The 15,935-nt window shown below is 32.7% G+C and carries 16 protein-coding genes; 12 read left to right on the forward strand and 4 right to left on the reverse strand.

What is annotated here, in order from left to right; genetic code table 11:
* Positions 1-14 precede the first annotated feature (14 nt).
* The 4 genes from ABYK18_RS07320 to ABYK18_RS07335 are packed head-to-tail and all read right to left on the reverse strand — an operon-like array spanning position 15 to position 5,006.
* Positions 15-2,174, reverse strand: coding sequence for an EAL domain-containing protein (locus tag ABYK18_RS07320; RefSeq protein ID WP_373036003.1), 2,160 nt, complete (start codon positions 2,172-2,174; stop codon positions 15-17).
* A gap of 44 nt (positions 2,175-2,218) precedes the next feature.
* Positions 2,219-3,547: an MATE family efflux transporter gene (locus tag ABYK18_RS07325; RefSeq protein WP_373036042.1), complete on the reverse strand. Its 1,329-nt coding sequence runs from the start codon at positions 3,545-3,547 to the stop codon at positions 2,219-2,221.
* Positions 3,532-3,804 (reverse strand): hypothetical protein, encoded by a 273-nt coding sequence (locus tag ABYK18_RS07330; RefSeq protein WP_373036004.1) that lies wholly within the window; start codon positions 3,802-3,804, stop codon positions 3,532-3,534. The genes ABYK18_RS07325 and ABYK18_RS07330 overlap by 16 nt, the downstream gene beginning before the upstream one ends.
* A complete protein-coding gene (locus ABYK18_RS07335) occupies positions 3,801-5,006 on the reverse strand; it encodes an MFS transporter (protein ID WP_373036005.1) in 1,206 nt (401 codons plus the stop codon). The genes ABYK18_RS07330 and ABYK18_RS07335 overlap by 4 nt, the downstream gene beginning before the upstream one ends.
* Positions 5,007-5,136: 130 nt before the next feature.
* Between ABYK18_RS07335 and ABYK18_RS07340 the strand changes: the two genes are divergently transcribed.
* From ABYK18_RS07340 to ABYK18_RS07395, 12 genes are all read left to right on the forward strand, one after another.
* Entirely contained in the window at positions 5,137-5,514 is a 378-nt protein-coding gene (locus ABYK18_RS07340; RefSeq protein WP_373036006.1) for a flagellar protein FlaG, read from the forward strand.
* Positions 5,515-5,651: 137 nt separating this feature from the next.
* Positions 5,652-6,890 carry an argininosuccinate synthase gene (locus tag ABYK18_RS07345; RefSeq protein WP_373036007.1) on the forward strand — a complete coding sequence of 413 codons (1,239 nt, stop codon included), beginning with the start codon at positions 5,652-5,654 and terminating at the stop codon, positions 6,888-6,890.
* 20 nt (positions 6,891-6,910) lie between these two features.
* Complete coding sequence (locus ABYK18_RS07350; RefSeq protein WP_373036008.1) at positions 6,911-7,648, forward strand: ferredoxin-thioredoxin reductase catalytic domain-containing protein; 738 nt, start codon at positions 6,911-6,913, stop codon at positions 7,646-7,648.
* 74 nt (positions 7,649-7,722) lie between these two features.
* A complete protein-coding gene (gene rplI / locus ABYK18_RS07355) occupies positions 7,723-8,169 on the forward strand; it encodes a 50S ribosomal protein L9 (RefSeq protein ID WP_373036009.1) in 447 nt (148 codons plus the stop codon).
* Positions 8,169-8,714, forward strand: coding sequence for an ATP-dependent protease subunit HslV (gene hslV / locus ABYK18_RS07360; RefSeq protein WP_373036010.1), 546 nt, complete (start codon positions 8,169-8,171; stop codon positions 8,712-8,714). Before rplI ends, hslV begins: the two co-directional genes overlap by 1 nt.
* Positions 8,711-10,039 carry an HslU--HslV peptidase ATPase subunit gene (gene hslU / locus ABYK18_RS07365; protein WP_373036011.1) on the forward strand — a complete coding sequence of 443 codons (1,329 nt, stop codon included), beginning with the start codon at positions 8,711-8,713 and terminating at the stop codon, positions 10,037-10,039. The genes hslV and hslU overlap by 4 nt, the downstream gene beginning before the upstream one ends.
* A gap of 102 nt (positions 10,040-10,141) precedes the next feature.
* A complete protein-coding gene (gene era, locus ABYK18_RS07370; RefSeq protein WP_373036012.1) occupies positions 10,142-11,020 on the forward strand; it encodes a GTPase Era in 879 nt (292 codons plus the stop codon).
* Positions 11,017-11,985, forward strand: coding sequence for a murein L,D-transpeptidase family protein (locus ABYK18_RS07375; RefSeq protein WP_373036013.1), 969 nt, complete (start codon positions 11,017-11,019; stop codon positions 11,983-11,985). The genes era and ABYK18_RS07375 overlap by 4 nt, the downstream gene beginning before the upstream one ends.
* 1 nt (position 11,986) lies before the next feature.
* Complete coding sequence (locus tag ABYK18_RS07380) at positions 11,987-13,285, forward strand: M99 family carboxypeptidase catalytic domain-containing protein (RefSeq protein ID WP_373036014.1); 1,299 nt, start codon at positions 11,987-11,989, stop codon at positions 13,283-13,285.
* Between the two features lie 11 nt (positions 13,286-13,296).
* Positions 13,297-14,832, forward strand: a complete 1,536-nt coding sequence (locus ABYK18_RS07385; RefSeq protein ID WP_373036015.1) for a hypothetical protein — start codon at positions 13,297-13,299, stop codon at positions 14,830-14,832.
* Positions 14,829-15,461: a type 4a pilus biogenesis protein PilO gene (gene pilO, locus ABYK18_RS07390; protein ID WP_373036016.1), complete on the forward strand. Its 633-nt coding sequence runs from the start codon at positions 14,829-14,831 to the stop codon at positions 15,459-15,461. Before ABYK18_RS07385 ends, pilO begins: the two co-directional genes overlap by 4 nt.
* Positions 15,461-15,931: a hypothetical protein gene (locus ABYK18_RS07395; protein WP_373036017.1), complete on the forward strand. Its 471-nt coding sequence runs from the start codon at positions 15,461-15,463 to the stop codon at positions 15,929-15,931. The genes pilO and ABYK18_RS07395 overlap by 1 nt, the downstream gene beginning before the upstream one ends.
* Positions 15,932-15,935: the final 4 nt, after the last annotated feature.

Consider the following 15,935-nt stretch of genomic DNA (forward strand, 5'->3'; position numbering starts at 1 on the left):
AAATCCTTTCGTATTTAATCATTTAAAAGATCCGCAGGATGACCAAAATAGTATCCCTGAAATTCATCTACGCCATAATCTTTTAAAACATCAAAAATTTCTTTACTTTCTACGTACTCTGCAACAGTTTTAGTTCCTAAATCTTTAGCAAAATGTATAATACTTTTAACCAGTATGATTGAATCATCATCGGTTAATATATTTTTAATCAAAGAACCGTCAATTTTTAGATAATCCGGTTTAATTCTTAAAATATGTGCATAGTTGGCATAACCGCTGCCAAAATCATCAATAGCTATTAAAACACCGAGTTTTCTCAACTTTCCGACAACTCGCTCTAGTCTGTCAAAATCTTCGATTCCCTCTTGTTCTGTAATTTCAATTACTATGTTTTGTGGTGAATCAAACTCACCTATGAGATTCATAAATTTATCCATTAGCGTGTAATTGAAAAAATCATTTGGCAATAAATTTACAGAAATCTTTTCATCTCGTTTGGCAAAAAACGGAAGTGCCTGAGAGAGCATCTCAAGCGCTACGTCAATATATAATCCGCTCTTTATAGCTACGGGTAAAAAATCATCCGGATAGATTATATTTTTCTCACCATGCTCAAAATCTACGATACGCACTAAGGCTTCATATTTGATAATTTTACCTTCACAATCTGTAATGGGCTGAAAAAACGGAATGATATTTTTATGTTCTAACGCGTGTCTAATGACTCTTTTCATGCCTAATATGCGCTCAGAATTCTTTTTAGTATCTACACTCTGCGAATATGCAAGGTATGGCAATGATTTCTCTTTAGCTTTTTTTAGTGCCATCTGAGCTTCTTCGAGAGAATGTGAATGATCAAACGCAAGACCGGAATATATTTCTACTCCTAAAGTTTCATCTAATTCATTTATATATATAGATAATGAATTGATTTTACTGTGAAGTTCATCTAAAACATCATTATAAACATCTGCCTCGAAGTTATCATCTGCTTTGAACAATACATACTCATCAGATGAAACTCTATATGCTTTCATTTCATATTCAGATGCAAATTTTTCAAATTCATTTGCAACTTGTCTTAAGACTTCATTGCCAATATCAACACCGTACAACTCATTCAAAAGACTAAACTCTTTTATATTACTTAGTATAAGAACATTCTTCTCTTCTGAATATACCTCATCGTTAAGCGCCTGTCTGTTTTTTAAACCTGTTAGATGGTCCGTATAGACTTGCCTTGTTAAATGATTTAACATCACATTAAAGCCCTCATGCAGAACTATAACGAGAAGTAAGGCTACAAATATTCCGATTAAAAGCAATTTATACATAAACGCTTTATTGTTTTCTACAATATTTGCTATATCAAATCCAACTACTAAAAAACCCAATGTAGTAGATAGATGATTTTGCAGTGGTATATTCATTTTAACTTTAAAATCAACTAATTTCTCTGGTTCAACAAAATAATGTTTTAAACGCTTTGAAGCCCGAATTAAAGCATATTTGTCGTTTATAGATAATGAATCTTTCTCAAGCATAATATCTGCCAAAGATTTATCTATGGCAATTCCAGCGTCAATATTAAAAATAGAGTTCAAATCTTTTATAAAAAGATTAGGAGAAACACCAAGCTCAACATTTCCGACATATTTGTCTTTATAGAAAATTGCTTGCGTTGTACGGTAAGTCATCTCCAACTTACCTACTTCAAAACCGCTAAAAGATCTCTGCACAGTGTTGGTATCTAAAATAAGTTTTCTTTTTTTGTTTAATGAGTCTCCATAAAAGTCAGGTTTATGCGCACGATAGAGTGTTATGCCATCTGGAGAACGAAATGTAAGAATTTTTACATCACTGTTTATAATTTTGTAGCGATTATAATAAGGAGCAACAATAGAATCTATTTTTTTATAATCAGCTTTTGCCACAGCTTCGGCCAAACCGTCTGCAGAGACTATTGTATCTAATTTGAGTTTCATAATTCTATCTTCTTCTTTGATTTTTATGTCAAAAAGTTTTTCTGTAGAATCAGATATATTCTTAAATTGTTCATCGACAGAAATTTTAAACTCGTAATCTAAAAATATATAACCTACTACCCATGATATAAGCAATACAATTATAGATATCAAAAGTGTCTTTCTTTTTGTCTGCTCAGGAATGCTCAAAATTACCCATTATTATAAATTTTTTTGATTATAACATTTTAATTTTAAACTTTGGTGTTTAACCATTCTTTTTTTTGATATATGTACCAATATATCAAGCCTTTGAGAAGTGTTTCCACATTCATTATGATAAAAATTGTAATAATTCCATATCCAGTTTTATAAGCAATATAAGACGGGATAACTCTAAGAATCCATAAAGACAGAACATTGACTTTCAACGTAGTCTTGGTAGCTCCAGCACCCCTTAGTGCTCCGGAATACACAAACATAATGGCCAATGGAATCTGAGCCAAGCCTACCAATATAAGATAATACGATGCGACTTGTATAGTAGCTGCGTCTTGGGTAAAAAAACCAACTAAAATTTCCGGAAAAACAATTAAAAATACACCTACGCTTCCCATAAATACATAAGCAATTCTTCCACTAATCACACCCATATTATAAGCTCGGTCACTATTGTTTGCACCTAGATTCTGTCCAACTAAAGCCATTGCAGCTATTGCAAAACCAAAACCAGGCATAAATGCTATGCCTTCTATGCGAAGTCCTACTTGATAACCGGCAAGTTCTGCAGTTCCGTAAGCCGTTATAATTGACACAAAGACCAAAAACGACAAACTGGAGATGCCACGGTCAAGTGCTGCACTCCAGCCGATATTCCAAACTCTTATCATGTCTTTTATGCGTATAATCGGTATAAGATTCAGTTGAGAATCTGATTTTTTAATAAGCAAATAATAAGCGATGACATTAAAGCTATAGGCTATTACGGTGGCATATGCTGCACCTTCTATACCGTATGCTTCAAAGCCGAAATGACCGAAGATAAGCACATAATTTAAAAAAGCATTTATGAGTGCCGAGAAAAGTTTTATATATAATGAACTTTTAGTATCTCCTGCAGCTGAGAGTGCATTGTAAAGAAGAGTATCTATAAAAATAACAACTAGACCAAGAGAAAGTATTTTAAAGTACATAGAGCCTTCAAGCACCACATCAGCAGATGCTCCCATAATGCTGTATATATATGCACTTCCAAAGTAACCGCCGATAGTCACAAAAACAGAAAGAACAATTGCAAATATACCAAGCGAATACAAAAGAGCAGATGCCCGTCTCTTTCTGCCCTGCCCTATAAACCTAGAAATCAGAGCATTCCCTCCGACTACATAAAGAGTCATCAACACATTTATAATCATCATAAACTGCATACTCATACCAACGGCTGCAAGTGCAGACACGCTGACCATCCCTACCATAAGCATATCTATAAGAATCTGTAAAATATCAACCAGATGTTTAAGAGCGGCGGGAAGTGCTATTTTAAATACACGTCTTGTATCGTTTGAAATCAGTCTTGAAAAAATTGTGCTACCTCTGTCATAGTCTGAATAAGTTCATCTTTTGTTTCAAAATGCAAAACTTTCTTATCTTTAATCTCTTCTTTTGGCGGAGTGAAATCAAAGACTAAAATATACCCTCTTAGGTTTACTTTATCCTCATTCATCTCTATCCATTCCAAGCTCATCTCAGCCACTTCACCCTGCATCTCTACGACCGCAGCCGGATAAAGTCTTGTCAGCTTTGCTAAATCTATATCTCCGATTTTTGATTTATATATCATTTGATGTCCTTAATATTTTGAGTTTTTAAAATCCATGCAAAATAGATTCCGCCGATAACAAACCCCATTCCTATAATGACTGTTATAAATTCTAAAGAGAAACTAGCAGTTGCCAAAAAACCTATCATAAACGAAGTAAAAGCTGCTGAACTTAAAAACAACATATCGTTATATGCAACTATTCTTCCATAATATTTTTCTTCTATATTTTTTTGAAGCAGTGTATATGTATATGACCAAAGTGTTGTAGTAAACAAGCCGACAATAACACTGGCAAAAAGAGACAGATAAAAATCCCTCATCATAAAAGCCCATAGCCAAACAGCAAACGCCTGCATAATAAAAATATATACAATTCGTCTATTATTTATCCAGTTACCGATAATTATGGGTCCAATGACTAAACCAACAGCACGAGATGCATGAAGCAAGCCAAGAGCCAAAGAAGTTGCTATCACGGATGCATAATATTTATCAACCATAAGAGCGACCAAAGCATCAAAAGCTGTTAAGCCAACAAAAGAATGAATAATCATCAGATGCAGTGCCTGAGGAGTTCTTTTAATGTATCTAAAAGTATCACGCATCATCTGTAGCAGATTTTCACCAGTTTTGATTATCTCCACTTTTATATCTAAATTGTAAAGCAGTATAAATCCAATAACAAACATACATGCATCCAAAATAAACGCTACTTTAACACCAAGCCAATACACTACAAATCCGCTAATCGCCATTCCCAAAGTATATGAAAATGACCATATAATAGAGTGAAGTTCATTTGCTTTTTGAAGTTTATCGCCGTGTAAGATTTTTGGAAGCAGTGACATCTCAGTAGTAAAATAAAAACTTGCCGCTGCCATTTTTACAAAAATTAACATATATAAAAGTAATAAATCCGCTGTAGAATTTACAAAAATCAGACAAAAAGTTGCAATTATTTCTGAACTGATAAGAATTAGTAAAAGTTTTTTCGGTCGTACACTGTCAATAATTGAACCAGAAAAAGGTGCTTGAACCACACCTGCTAAAAAATGTAACATTGCTACAAATGCCACTACAGATGCTGATACGTTTAAGTCAAGAAGCAACGTATATATCGCCACATTACTAAACCATGCGCCAAAATATGCAATAAGTTGTATTGTTGATAGTCTTCTTAAAATTGGTTCTGATTTTAATAGTTGTATATACTCTTTCATAAGTGAAAGATTATCATATTCTACAGCACTTAAAAAAAAAATTTAAAAATTTTTATTTATTTATTAAAGTTATTTTTTTTTGTGCCGATATGCTGTGTACTAACAATATTCTTTTAACAAGGAGTGCGTCATGGATGGCATAGCAAATGTTGCAAGACAACAACAATCACAACTAAGTTCGCAAGAAGCTCAGGGAAGAGCGGCTCAGCAAGTTCAGCAACCAAAACAGGCTGATGTTGTAAAAGAAATTCAAAAAGAATCTTCTGATACAAGTACTAAAATTAACTCTAAAGAACAAGTGCGGGAATTGGTAGATCAACTTAACAAAGCAATGGCACCGATGAATACAAATTTAAAATTTGGAGTTGATTCACAGGATGTTTTTTATGTCTCTGTAGTTGAATCAGAAACAAGTAAAATGATTCGAAGATTTCCGGCTGAACAGGCAATGGATTTTCTTCCTAAAATGCAAGAGATAACGGGTATATTATTTGATTCAAAAGGGTGATTAATAATTACCCTTTTGAGCATATACCATTTCTTTAATTCTATTCCTCTATTAACAATTAAATGTCCTACTAACCGTTTTTTAATATCTTTTGTAGTAAAATCGCGTCAATTATTTTGCTATAAGGAACTCTCTATATGAAAAAAGAAGTAAAAAAAGTAGTTCTTGCCTATTCTGGTGGACTTGATACAAGTATCATTTTAAAATGGTTACAAGACGAATATAATGCTGAAGTCATCACTTTTACAGCCGACTTAGGTCAAGGTGAAGAAGTAGAACCTGCACGTCAAAAAGCGCTTGACAACGGTATAAAACCTGAAAATATTTTTATACTTGACATTCAAGAAGAGTTTGTAAAAGATTACGTTTTCCCTATGTTTAGAGCAAATGCTATTTATGAAGGTGAATACTTGCTTGGCACATCTATAGCCAGACCGCTTATTGCTAAGAAACAAATTGAAATAGCAAGTAAAATGGGTGCAGATGCAGTATCTCACGGAGCGACAGGAAAAGGAAATGACCAAGTAAGATTTGAACTTGGTTACTTAGGTCTTAACCCTGATATTACAGTAATCGCTCCGTGGAGAGAGTGGGATTTAAACTCTAGAGAAAAGCTTTTAGCATATGCCAGAGAACATGGAATAAAAATTGATCAAAAGCATGTTGATGCAGATGGTAATCCAACAGTAAGCCCTTACTCTATGGATGCGAATCTTCTTCATATCTCATATGAAGGCCTTCATTTAGAAAACCCGATGAATGAACCTGAAGAATCAATGTGGTTATGGACTACATCACCTGAAAAAGCTCCTGATGAAAAAGAGTATATCACTATTGGATATAAAAATGGTGATCCTATCTCTATTAACGGCGAAGAGATGTCTCCTGCAACAATACTAAGAACTTTAAATCAATATGGAAACAAACACGGTATCGGAAGAATCGACATTGTTGAAAATCGCTTTGTCGGTATGAAAGCTAGAGGTTGTTATGAGACTCCGGGCGGAACGATTATGTTAAAAGCTCACCGCGCCATAGAATCAATCTGTTTAGATAGAGAAGAAGCTCATATGAAAGACGGTATGATTGCTAAATATGCTGAACTGATATATAACGGTTTTTGGTTCTCACCAGAGAGAGAGATGCTTCAAGCTGCTATTGACACTACACAAAAATATGTGCAAGGTAGTGTTAAACTAAAACTTTACAAAGGTAATGTTGAAGTAGTAGGACGTGAATCAGACATGTCTTTATACTCTGAAGCACACTCGACATTTGAAGAAGATGAAGTTTATAATCAAAAAGATGCAGAAGGTTTTATTAGACTTAATGCACTAAGAAGAATCATCGCCGGTAAAAAAAGAAATCAAAAATAAAGTTTAAAGGGAGCTAAGATATGAGTATAATTAAGATAGACATGAACTCAGATGAATTTCAAACTGAGATGGAAAAAACAGTAAAATTTACTGATAAGGTTTGTGAATCTCGTGGATGGGTTTATAATCCTCAAGAAGAAGTAAACGAAGGCGTACAAATGGGTCTTGCTAGAAACAAGATGATGTACAGCAAAAGATTTTGTCCATGTTTTATGGTTGATACAACTGGTGAAAAACCTAAAAGTGTTGACGATAGAATATGCCCGTGTAAACCTGCTATAGAGCGAGAGATTCCTGAAAATGGAGTATGTCACTGCGGTATTTTCTGTACTCCTGAATTTGCTGAATCAAAACGCATAGAGATGGGAATGGAAGAAGTAGTTCATACTCATTCTCGCGGTCTTACTAAAGAAGAATGTGCAGTGCTGGTTGGACAATCTGAACTTGACGGAGATGAAGTAGTATCACTTCTTGAAGCTAGAGAACTTGGTATGGTTGATTTTAAACTTGTAGATGTTAGAGAGCATATGGAATGGCAAATGGGTCATATCAAAGGTGCGGATGTTCTAGTTCCTACTAGTAGTTTCTTCCAAGTGCTAGATGATGCAAAACTATCTAAAGATGAAAATATAATTCTTTACTGTCATGTTGGTAGCCGTTCGGCTCACTGTGCAAGAATACTAACAGATATGGGATACACTAAAATAGGAAATCTTACTCACGGTATTGTCTCTTATGGCGGTGAAATAGAAAGATAATTACAACAATTGCACTAGTTAAGCAGGCTTTATTGCCCAAAAAAATATAGTGTAATAAAATTAAGGAAAAGATGATGAAAGTATTACTGATTAAAGATGTTAAAAGCCTTGGAAAAGCTGGTGAGGTAAAAGACGTAAAAGACGGTTATGGAAAAAACTTTTTAATAGGAAAAGGTTTTGCTAAACATGCAACTGATGAGATTTTAGCACAACATAAGGCTGACGAATTGCAAAGAGCAGAAGATGAAGCAGCAGAAATCGCAACATTAAAAGCTATGGCTGCAAAACTTGACAAAGTTGAAATCATCATCACTAAAAAACTTGGTCAAAACGGTCATCTTTTTGGTGCAATAACAAAAGATGAAGTTGCTCAAGCACTGCTTGAGCAACACAATATAGAAATAGACAAAAAACATATTATTGATAAAGTAGCTATCAAAACTGTAGGCGAACACGACTTAGACTTAAAACTTGGTCACGCAATTCACGCAACACTACATGTGGATGTACAAGGCGAATAATGTTTGACGCTACTACAATACTTGCTTACAAAGGCAAAAACAAAGCTGTAATAGGTGGAGACGGACAGGTTACTTTTGGAGATTCGGTTCTAAAAGGTAATGCAACAAAAATTCGTACACTTCACAAAGGCAAAATACTAGCCGGTTTTGCAGGAAGCACAGCAGATGCTTTTAATCTTTTTGATATGTTTGAAGAGTTTTTGGAAGATAAAAAAGGCGATATATTAAAATCTGTCATAGAGTTTTCAAAAGCTTGGCGTAAAGACAAGGTTTTAAGACGCCTTGAAGCGATGATGATAGTACTCAATAACGATCATATTTTTATACTCACAGGAAACGGCGATGTAGTTGAACCTGAAGATGGAGAAATAGCATCTATAGGCAGTGGCGGAAACTACGCTATTTCTGCAGCGCGTGCACTTAAAAAACATGCAGACTTAGATGAAGAAGAACTCGTACGTGAGAGCTTATCTATTGCAGCAGACCTGTGCATCTATACAAACCACAGCATAAAAACTCTTACATTAGAGGATAATAAAGAATGAATTTAACTCCAAAAGAGATAGTTGAATATCTAGACAAATATGTAATATCTCAGCGTGATGCTAAAAAAACGATTGCTCTTGCTCTAAGAACCAGATATAGAAGAATGCAACTCTCCCAAGAACTACAAAATGAAATCATGCCAAAGAACATCTTAATGATAGGCTCAACAGGTGTCGGCAAAACAGAGATATCAAGACGACTAGCAAAGATGATGAAAGTTCCTTTCATTAAAGTAGAAGCAAGCAAATATACAGAAGTCGGTTTTGTCGGTCGTGATGTTGAATCTATGATACGTGATTTGGTTATCTCTTCTATTGCTATTGTTAAAGAAGAAAAAGAAGAAGCAAATAAAGAAAAAATAGAAAACTATATTTTAAACAAGATAGTAGAAAAACTTTTACCTCCACTTCCAGAAGGTGCTAGTGAGAGTAAAAAAGATGATTATCAAAGACTTTTAGAAGCAATGGAAAAAAGAGTTCTCAGCGGTGAGATGGATGATAAAATCATAGAACTTCAATTCGACAAAGTACATGTAGAATTCAGTGATACAAATCTTCCACCTGAGATGCAAAAAGTCCAGGAGTCTTTCTCTAAAATCTTTGAGACAATGAATAAAGAAGACAATAAAAAAGAAGTTACTGTAAAAGATGCTAAATCTATACTAAAAGTTGAAGCCGGCAACAAGCTTCTAGATATGACAAATATAAATACTGAAGCACTAAAACGTGCCGAAGACGGCGGCATAATCTTTTTGGATGAAATTGACAAAATTGCTATTAGTGCAAAAAGTCAAGGGCGAAATGATCCAAGTAAAGAAGGAGTTCAAAGAGATTTACTTCCTATAGTTGAGGGCAGCAGCGTGACTACCAAATACGGTGTCATAAATACTGACCATATTCTCTTTATTGCCGCGGGTGCATTTCATCTAACAAAGCCAAGTGATCTTATTCCTGAATTACAAGGTAGATTTCCCCTAAGAGTAGAACTTGAATCATTAACGGAAGATACACTTTATCAAATACTTACACAGACACATAACTCTCTACTTAAACAGTATGAAGCACTTTTAGGTGTTGAAGGCGTAAAGCTTGTTTTTGAAGATAAAGCTGTTAAAGCCATAGCAAAACTTTCGCACAGAGCAAATGAAATTACTGAAGATATTGGAGCCAGAAGGCTTCATACAGTTTTGGAAAGAGTTCTTGAAGACATCAGTTTTGATGCTGACGAATATAAAGACAAAGAGTTTATAGTTACGGATAAACTAGTACATGATAAACTTGATATTGTTGTCGAAGATGATGACTTATCGAGATATATACTTTAATAGTCCCGTAAAGGAGCTAAGCCCCTTTACTCCTCTTGCGCCGCTGTGGCGACTAAAAGCAGATACTTGTATCTGCAAATAATTATAAAATAAGGCAATATTATGACAAAAGCTGGTTTCGTATCTCTCATTGGACGTCCAAATGCTGGTAAAAGCACACTAATGAATTCTCTTCTTGGTGAAAATATAGCAATGGTTAGCCAAAAGGCAAACGCAACCAGAAAACGTTCAAATGCCATAGTAATGTATCAAGACACACAAATCATCTTTGTAGATACTCCAGGACTTCATGAAAGAGAAAAAGTTCTTAACCAATTTATGCTGGATGAAGCTTTAAAGGCGATGGGTGATTGTGATTTAATAGTTTACTTAGCTCCTGTAACTGATTCCGTAGAGCATTATGAAAAGTTTCTAAAACTAAATAACTCCAAAGTAAAACATATAATAGTTCTTAGCAAAATTGATCAGGTAAACCAAGAAAAACTTTTTAAAAAAATTGCCTCTTATAATCAATTTTCAGATAAGTTTGAAGCATTAATTCCTGTTGCTGTTCCAAAAAAAGTAGGTCATGAAGATTTACTAAAAACCATATCTAAAAATCTGCCTGACTCCCCGTTTCTATATGACCCAGAAGATTTAACAAGTGAACTTGTCCGTGATATATATGCCGGTTTTATTAGAGAAGGGATTTTTGAAAACGTAAGTGATGAAATACCTTACGAGTCTGACGTTCTTATCGACTCGATCGAAGAAGAAGAAGGCATCGACAGAATTTATGCAACTATTATTATAGAAAAAGAGTCTCAAAAGGGAATCATTATTGGCAAAGGCGGAGAGTCAATAAAAAGGATCGGCAAATCTGCAAGAGAAAAAGTAGAGAGACTAAGCGGTAAAAAAGCATATCTTAATTTACAAGTAAGTGTAAAAAAAGGCTGGTCTAAAGATAAAGCATTTTTGGAAGAAATAGGATATAAATCATGAAAATAATTTTTTTACTACTAATCACTTTATCTTTATATTCTAATGACATACTAACAAACTATAGAATAAACGGTATTGACAATATTGAAAAACAGATGGACTTGGAACTCACAAAAAAAGAGTACTGGAGCAATTATATAAAAGACATCGACACAACATTTGGTTATATAGAGTCTTATCCAAATATTTTAACATGTAATAAAGAAAAATCAACTCTTAATTTATATAGAAAAGATTTAAATAACACATACTCGTTTAAAAAAGAATATAGTGCTTACACAGGGAAAATAAAAGGTGATAAGATAAAAGAAGGAGACCTTAAAACTCCTATAGGAATCTATCAAATAACAAAAAAATTATCCAAAAAGACTAATCTTGACTCATTTTACGGTCCTTTGGCTTTTGTAACATCTTACCCAAATACATATGATAAATATAGAGGTAAAAATGGCCATGGAATCTGGATTCATGGGCTTCCAACCGAACAGACAAGAGATGAGTTTACAAAAGGCTGTATAGCTATTGACAACACAAATATAGAGTGTTTAAACAGAAACATAGATATTGATAAAACCCTTCTTATAATAAACAGTAATGAAGTACAAAAAAATATATCAAAAGAAACACTTGCAACTATACTTTCACAACTCTATTTATGGAGATATTATTGGTTGTTTGATGACATTGAAGGATATTTGAATTTTTATTCTGATGAATTTCTCAGGTTTGATGGAATGAATTTTAATAAATTTAAAAATTATAAAACCAGAGTATTTAAAAAAGTTGAAAAGAAAACAATTATTTTCAATGATATTAATGTACTACCTTATCCAAATACACAAGACACTTATTATATTACATTTAAAGAGTTTTATAAATCTGACACTTTTAAATTCACTGGGGACAAAACATTAGTAGTAAGAATTGATGAAAATAAGACCATGAAAATAGTTACAGAAAAATAATATGCATAAAATTACACTTATTCTTCTTTTAATATTTTTTAGTGTAAATATTCATGCTTCTCCAAATGTACAATTAATAAAAAAAGAAAATACCGATTCAAATACAACTCTCCTTGTTATCGGTGGTATTCACGGTGATGAGCCGGGCGGCTATTTTGCCGCTTCTGTATTGGCGACTCATTATAAAGTAAATTCAAAAAATCTTTGGATAGTACCCAATCTAAATAAATCCAGTGTTCAGGCAAACAGAAGAGGTATAAATGGAGATATGAACAGGAAATTTTCTGTTATTAAAAAGAACGATAAAGACAGTTCAATTGTTAAAGAGATAAAAGAGATTATTCTCTCAAAACAGGTCTCATTGGTATTAAATTTACACGATGGAAACGGCTTTTACAGAAAAGAAAACAAAGGTAATATATTTAACCCTAATGCTTGGGGGCAAACATGTGTTATAGATCAATGCCAATTAAAACAAAATCAACCATTTGGAAACTTAAATTCTATAGCTTCTACTGTTACTGAAAAAATTAATAAAAAATTACTAAAACAACACCATACACTAGATGTAAAAAATACTAATACAAAATTCGATGATGAAGCGATGCAACTCTCCTTAACATATTTTGCCGTAACTAACAATAAACCGGCATTTGCAATAGAAAGCAGTAAAAATTTATCTTCACTCTCAAAAAAAGTATTTTATCAACTATTAGCAATAGAAGAATTTATGAAAATAATGGAAATTTCATTTGAAAGAGATTTTGATTTAAATGAAAGAAACCTAGATGAAATACTCAAAAACTATGGAATTTTACGAATAAATAACAATATTTCATTAGATTTGTCCGATATAAAAAAATCTTTAAGCTTTATTCCGATAAAATCGAAGAGTAATGTATTTGACTTTTCGCATCCATTGGGTAGCGTAAAAGGTGTTAATGGTAATATTGTTGTTTATATCGGTAACAAAAAAATAACAACTTTAAAACCTCAATACTTTGAGATTGCACAAAATTGTAAGCAAAAATTTGATGTTAAAGTTGATGGAGAGATAAAATCTATCGATTCATCTTCACCTTTTGTTGTAAATGACGATTTCAGTGTAATACAAAACAGTAATTTTCGTGTTAATGTTATTGGATTTAAAGCGAAAAAGCAGCTCTCTGAGAGTGGAATTGCTATAAATTACAAAGCATTAGATAAAGACTTTTCTGTTGATAAAGGTCAAAAGATTTATAGGGTTGAATTTTACAAAGACGGTGGATTCTGCTCTATGTCAACGGCCTACTTTAAATAGGATTATAGTTTATGAGTAAAAAACCTGAACACTCTTTTTCAAGTGTAATTTCTGTTAATCCATATAAAGATACATATTTAAGCGGTATCTCAAGTTTCCTATCTCAGACTGATTCTCCTGAGTACAATAAAGAGCAGTATGCTATATCATACTTAAACTCAAAGGGTTTTATAAACGCTCAAATAGCAATAACGAAGAACATTCCTCAAGAAGATTTACATGATGCTATTAGTAATAAAGTATATGATGAGCTAGCTTTAGACCAAGCTGTTACTTACCAAATACAATTTATTGAAACTTTCAACTCTCTTGATGATGAGAATAGAAACTTCCATGTGTTTATTCTTGATCCCCTAACGATTGATGAAACATTTTCAAATGTAGTTTCTAAAATAAAATACATAGACACTATAATTCCTTCTCCTTTACTGTTAAAATCACTATATGAAAAAGAAATTATAGAGGCTAGCGGTGTTCATTGTTTTATATATTTTCAAGAAAATGATGCATTTATTGCTGTGTACAACGAGAAGGAATTTCTTTATACAAAATCTATAAACTATTCATTCTTACAAATGCACGAAAGATTTTGTGAACTATATGGTGAACGGGTCGAGTTTGAGGATTTTATTAAATTTTTCTCAAAACACAATTTAAAAGATACAGAAAGTGACTATAAAGAATACTTCATTAAGTTATATAAAGAAATTTTTGCAAATATTAACGATATATTAACATATGTAAAAAGAGCTTTTGAACTGGAAAAAATTGAACATGTATATATAGGTTCGCAAATTCATACTGTAACAAAATTAGATGAAATGGGCGAAGTTGAACTTGGTATTAAATCAAGTGTCTTTGAATTTGACTATGGTTTCGAGAGTGACGGTGTTTATATAGATCAACTACATGCTCTAATGCATGTATACACTACACTACCAACAGAAGACAAATATGACTGTAACTTTACAACATATCATCGTCCTCCTAAATTTACACAAAGAGAAAGCGGCAAACTTATACTGCTTGGTGTCGCTTCACTTATAATTGCTTTTATATACCCTGTTACATATTGGGTTCTTACATATGCTCAAACCTTACAATATGATCTTTTAAGTACGGAGTATACAGAACTGCATAATATAAAGATAACCAGAGAAGCAACAATTAAAAATAAAGAAGCTGATAAAGCTAAAGTTTTAACTCTGCTTAATCAAGAGAAAAAAGAGTATGCAGAGAAAAAAGCAACTCTAGTCAAAATTCACGATGTAAAAGTGAACTATCCAATGAAAGCTAAACTCTTGTCTATGTTTACAAAAGATTTGAATAAATTCAATGTAAACGTTGATTCTTTATCGTATAGTGAAGATAATAAGTCAAAAGCTTTTACACTAAACTTGATATCAACAAAAGATAAAAAAATAACACATATGATAGAGTATTTAACTAAAATCTATGAAGGTAAATTTGAGTTTTCTCTTGAGCATATAGAATTCAAAGAAGAACCTAAAAAGTACTTTAGTGAACTAAAGGTGAGTATATTATGAAAATAAATATAGAAGATTACCTGCAACAGATAGATGCTACTTTTAAGGATAAAAGTCAAAAAGATATATATATGACGTATATTATGATTTTTGGCATTATTTTTGCCTTTTCATATCTGCTTTTTTGGGAAAGCTCTTTAATAGCCTTTGAAGAAAAGAGGAAACAAATAACTGCTATTACTTCTAAAATAAACGCAGATAAAATGTTTCTTCAACAAAATCCTGAGACAAAAATCACCCAATTGGATATGGAAATAAAAAGGTTTGAAGCAGAATTAGCTCAAAACAAACAAAACAATGCCTATATCAAGAGTAAAATAGAAACCATATCTTCACTTATATATGATGAGAGAACTTGGGGAGAATACTTACACTCAATATCAATAAATGCAAAAAAATATGGTATTAAGATTATAGATTTTACTAATAAGTACTCTGACAACAACAACTCATTTGGCCATATACTTGATATAACTCTAAATACAACAGGAAACTATAAAGATTCATTGAAATTTATTAACTCACTAGAGCAGAGTGAACTAGTAGTTGATATTCATGATTTAGGTATTAAATCAGAAAAAACTCTTATTACAGATTTAAACATCTCAGTTTGGGGGATTACTTACTAATGAAAAAATATCTTTTTACAGTTTTTGTATTATTTTTAGCAATAACTCTTAGTTCAAATGAGCTTTCGTGGGTGGACGCACAGGTGGAGGCTATTAAACCTCCAAGAGAGGGTATGAATATTTCTGATATTTCTAATATCACAAGCCCTTTCATCTTTTTAAATGCTAAAAAAAGCAAAAAAAGATACACTAGAACTAGATCTACCGTAAAATACAAAAAACGTGCCAATAACACAACAGCAACATCAGATGCCAAAAGCATTATTTTACAACAGCCCACGAAACCTTTAGTTCTTAGTGCAGTTATTAATGACTCTGCATTAATAAATGGAGAATGGTATAAGCTAAACGACAGTGTTGATAGCTTTAAATTATCAATAGTAAATAGGACATCCGTTGTTTTGACAAAGGGCAACGGAAAGCTAGTCCTATCTACCAGCGATACAAAACGAAGTTTAAAATTCAAATAAATAG

The organism is Sulfurimonas sp. (assembly GCF_041563495.1).
GTDB lineage: Bacteria > Campylobacterota > Campylobacteria > Campylobacterales > Sulfurimonadaceae > Sulfurimonas.

Coding starts and splice junctions, on each gene's coding strand:
- ABYK18_RS07340 (WP_373036006.1), top strand. CDS start 5,137: ATGGATGGCATAGCAAATGTTGCAAGACAACAACAATCACAACTAAGT.
- ABYK18_RS07385 (WP_373036015.1), top strand. CDS start 13,297: ATGAGTAAAAAACCTGAACACTCTTTTTCAAGTGTAATTTCTGTTAAT.
- hslV (WP_373036010.1), top strand. CDS start 8,169: ATGTTTGACGCTACTACAATACTTGCTTACAAAGGCAAAAACAAAGCT.
- rplI (WP_373036009.1), top strand. CDS start 7,723: ATGAAAGTATTACTGATTAAAGATGTTAAAAGCCTTGGAAAAGCTGGT.
- ABYK18_RS07345 (WP_373036007.1), top strand. CDS start 5,652: ATGAAAAAAGAAGTAAAAAAAGTAGTTCTTGCCTATTCTGGTGGACTT.
- ABYK18_RS07350 (WP_373036008.1), top strand. CDS start 6,911: ATGAGTATAATTAAGATAGACATGAACTCAGATGAATTTCAAACTGAG.
- pilO (WP_373036016.1), top strand. CDS start 14,829: ATGAAAATAAATATAGAAGATTACCTGCAACAGATAGATGCTACTTTT.
- hslU (WP_373036011.1), top strand. CDS start 8,711: ATGAATTTAACTCCAAAAGAGATAGTTGAATATCTAGACAAATATGTA.
- era (WP_373036012.1), top strand. CDS start 10,142: ATGACAAAAGCTGGTTTCGTATCTCTCATTGGACGTCCAAATGCTGGT.
- ABYK18_RS07380 (WP_373036014.1), top strand. CDS start 11,987: ATGCATAAAATTACACTTATTCTTCTTTTAATATTTTTTAGTGTAAAT.
- ABYK18_RS07330 (WP_373036004.1), bottom strand. CDS start 3,804: ATGATATATAAATCAAAAATCGGAGATATAGATTTAGCAAAGCTGACA.
- ABYK18_RS07375 (WP_373036013.1), top strand. CDS start 11,017: ATGAAAATAATTTTTTTACTACTAATCACTTTATCTTTATATTCTAAT.
- ABYK18_RS07395 (WP_373036017.1), top strand. CDS start 15,461: ATGAAAAAATATCTTTTTACAGTTTTTGTATTATTTTTAGCAATAACT.
- ABYK18_RS07335 (WP_373036005.1), bottom strand. CDS start 5,006: ATGAAAGAGTATATACAACTATTAAAATCAGAACCAATTTTAAGAAGA.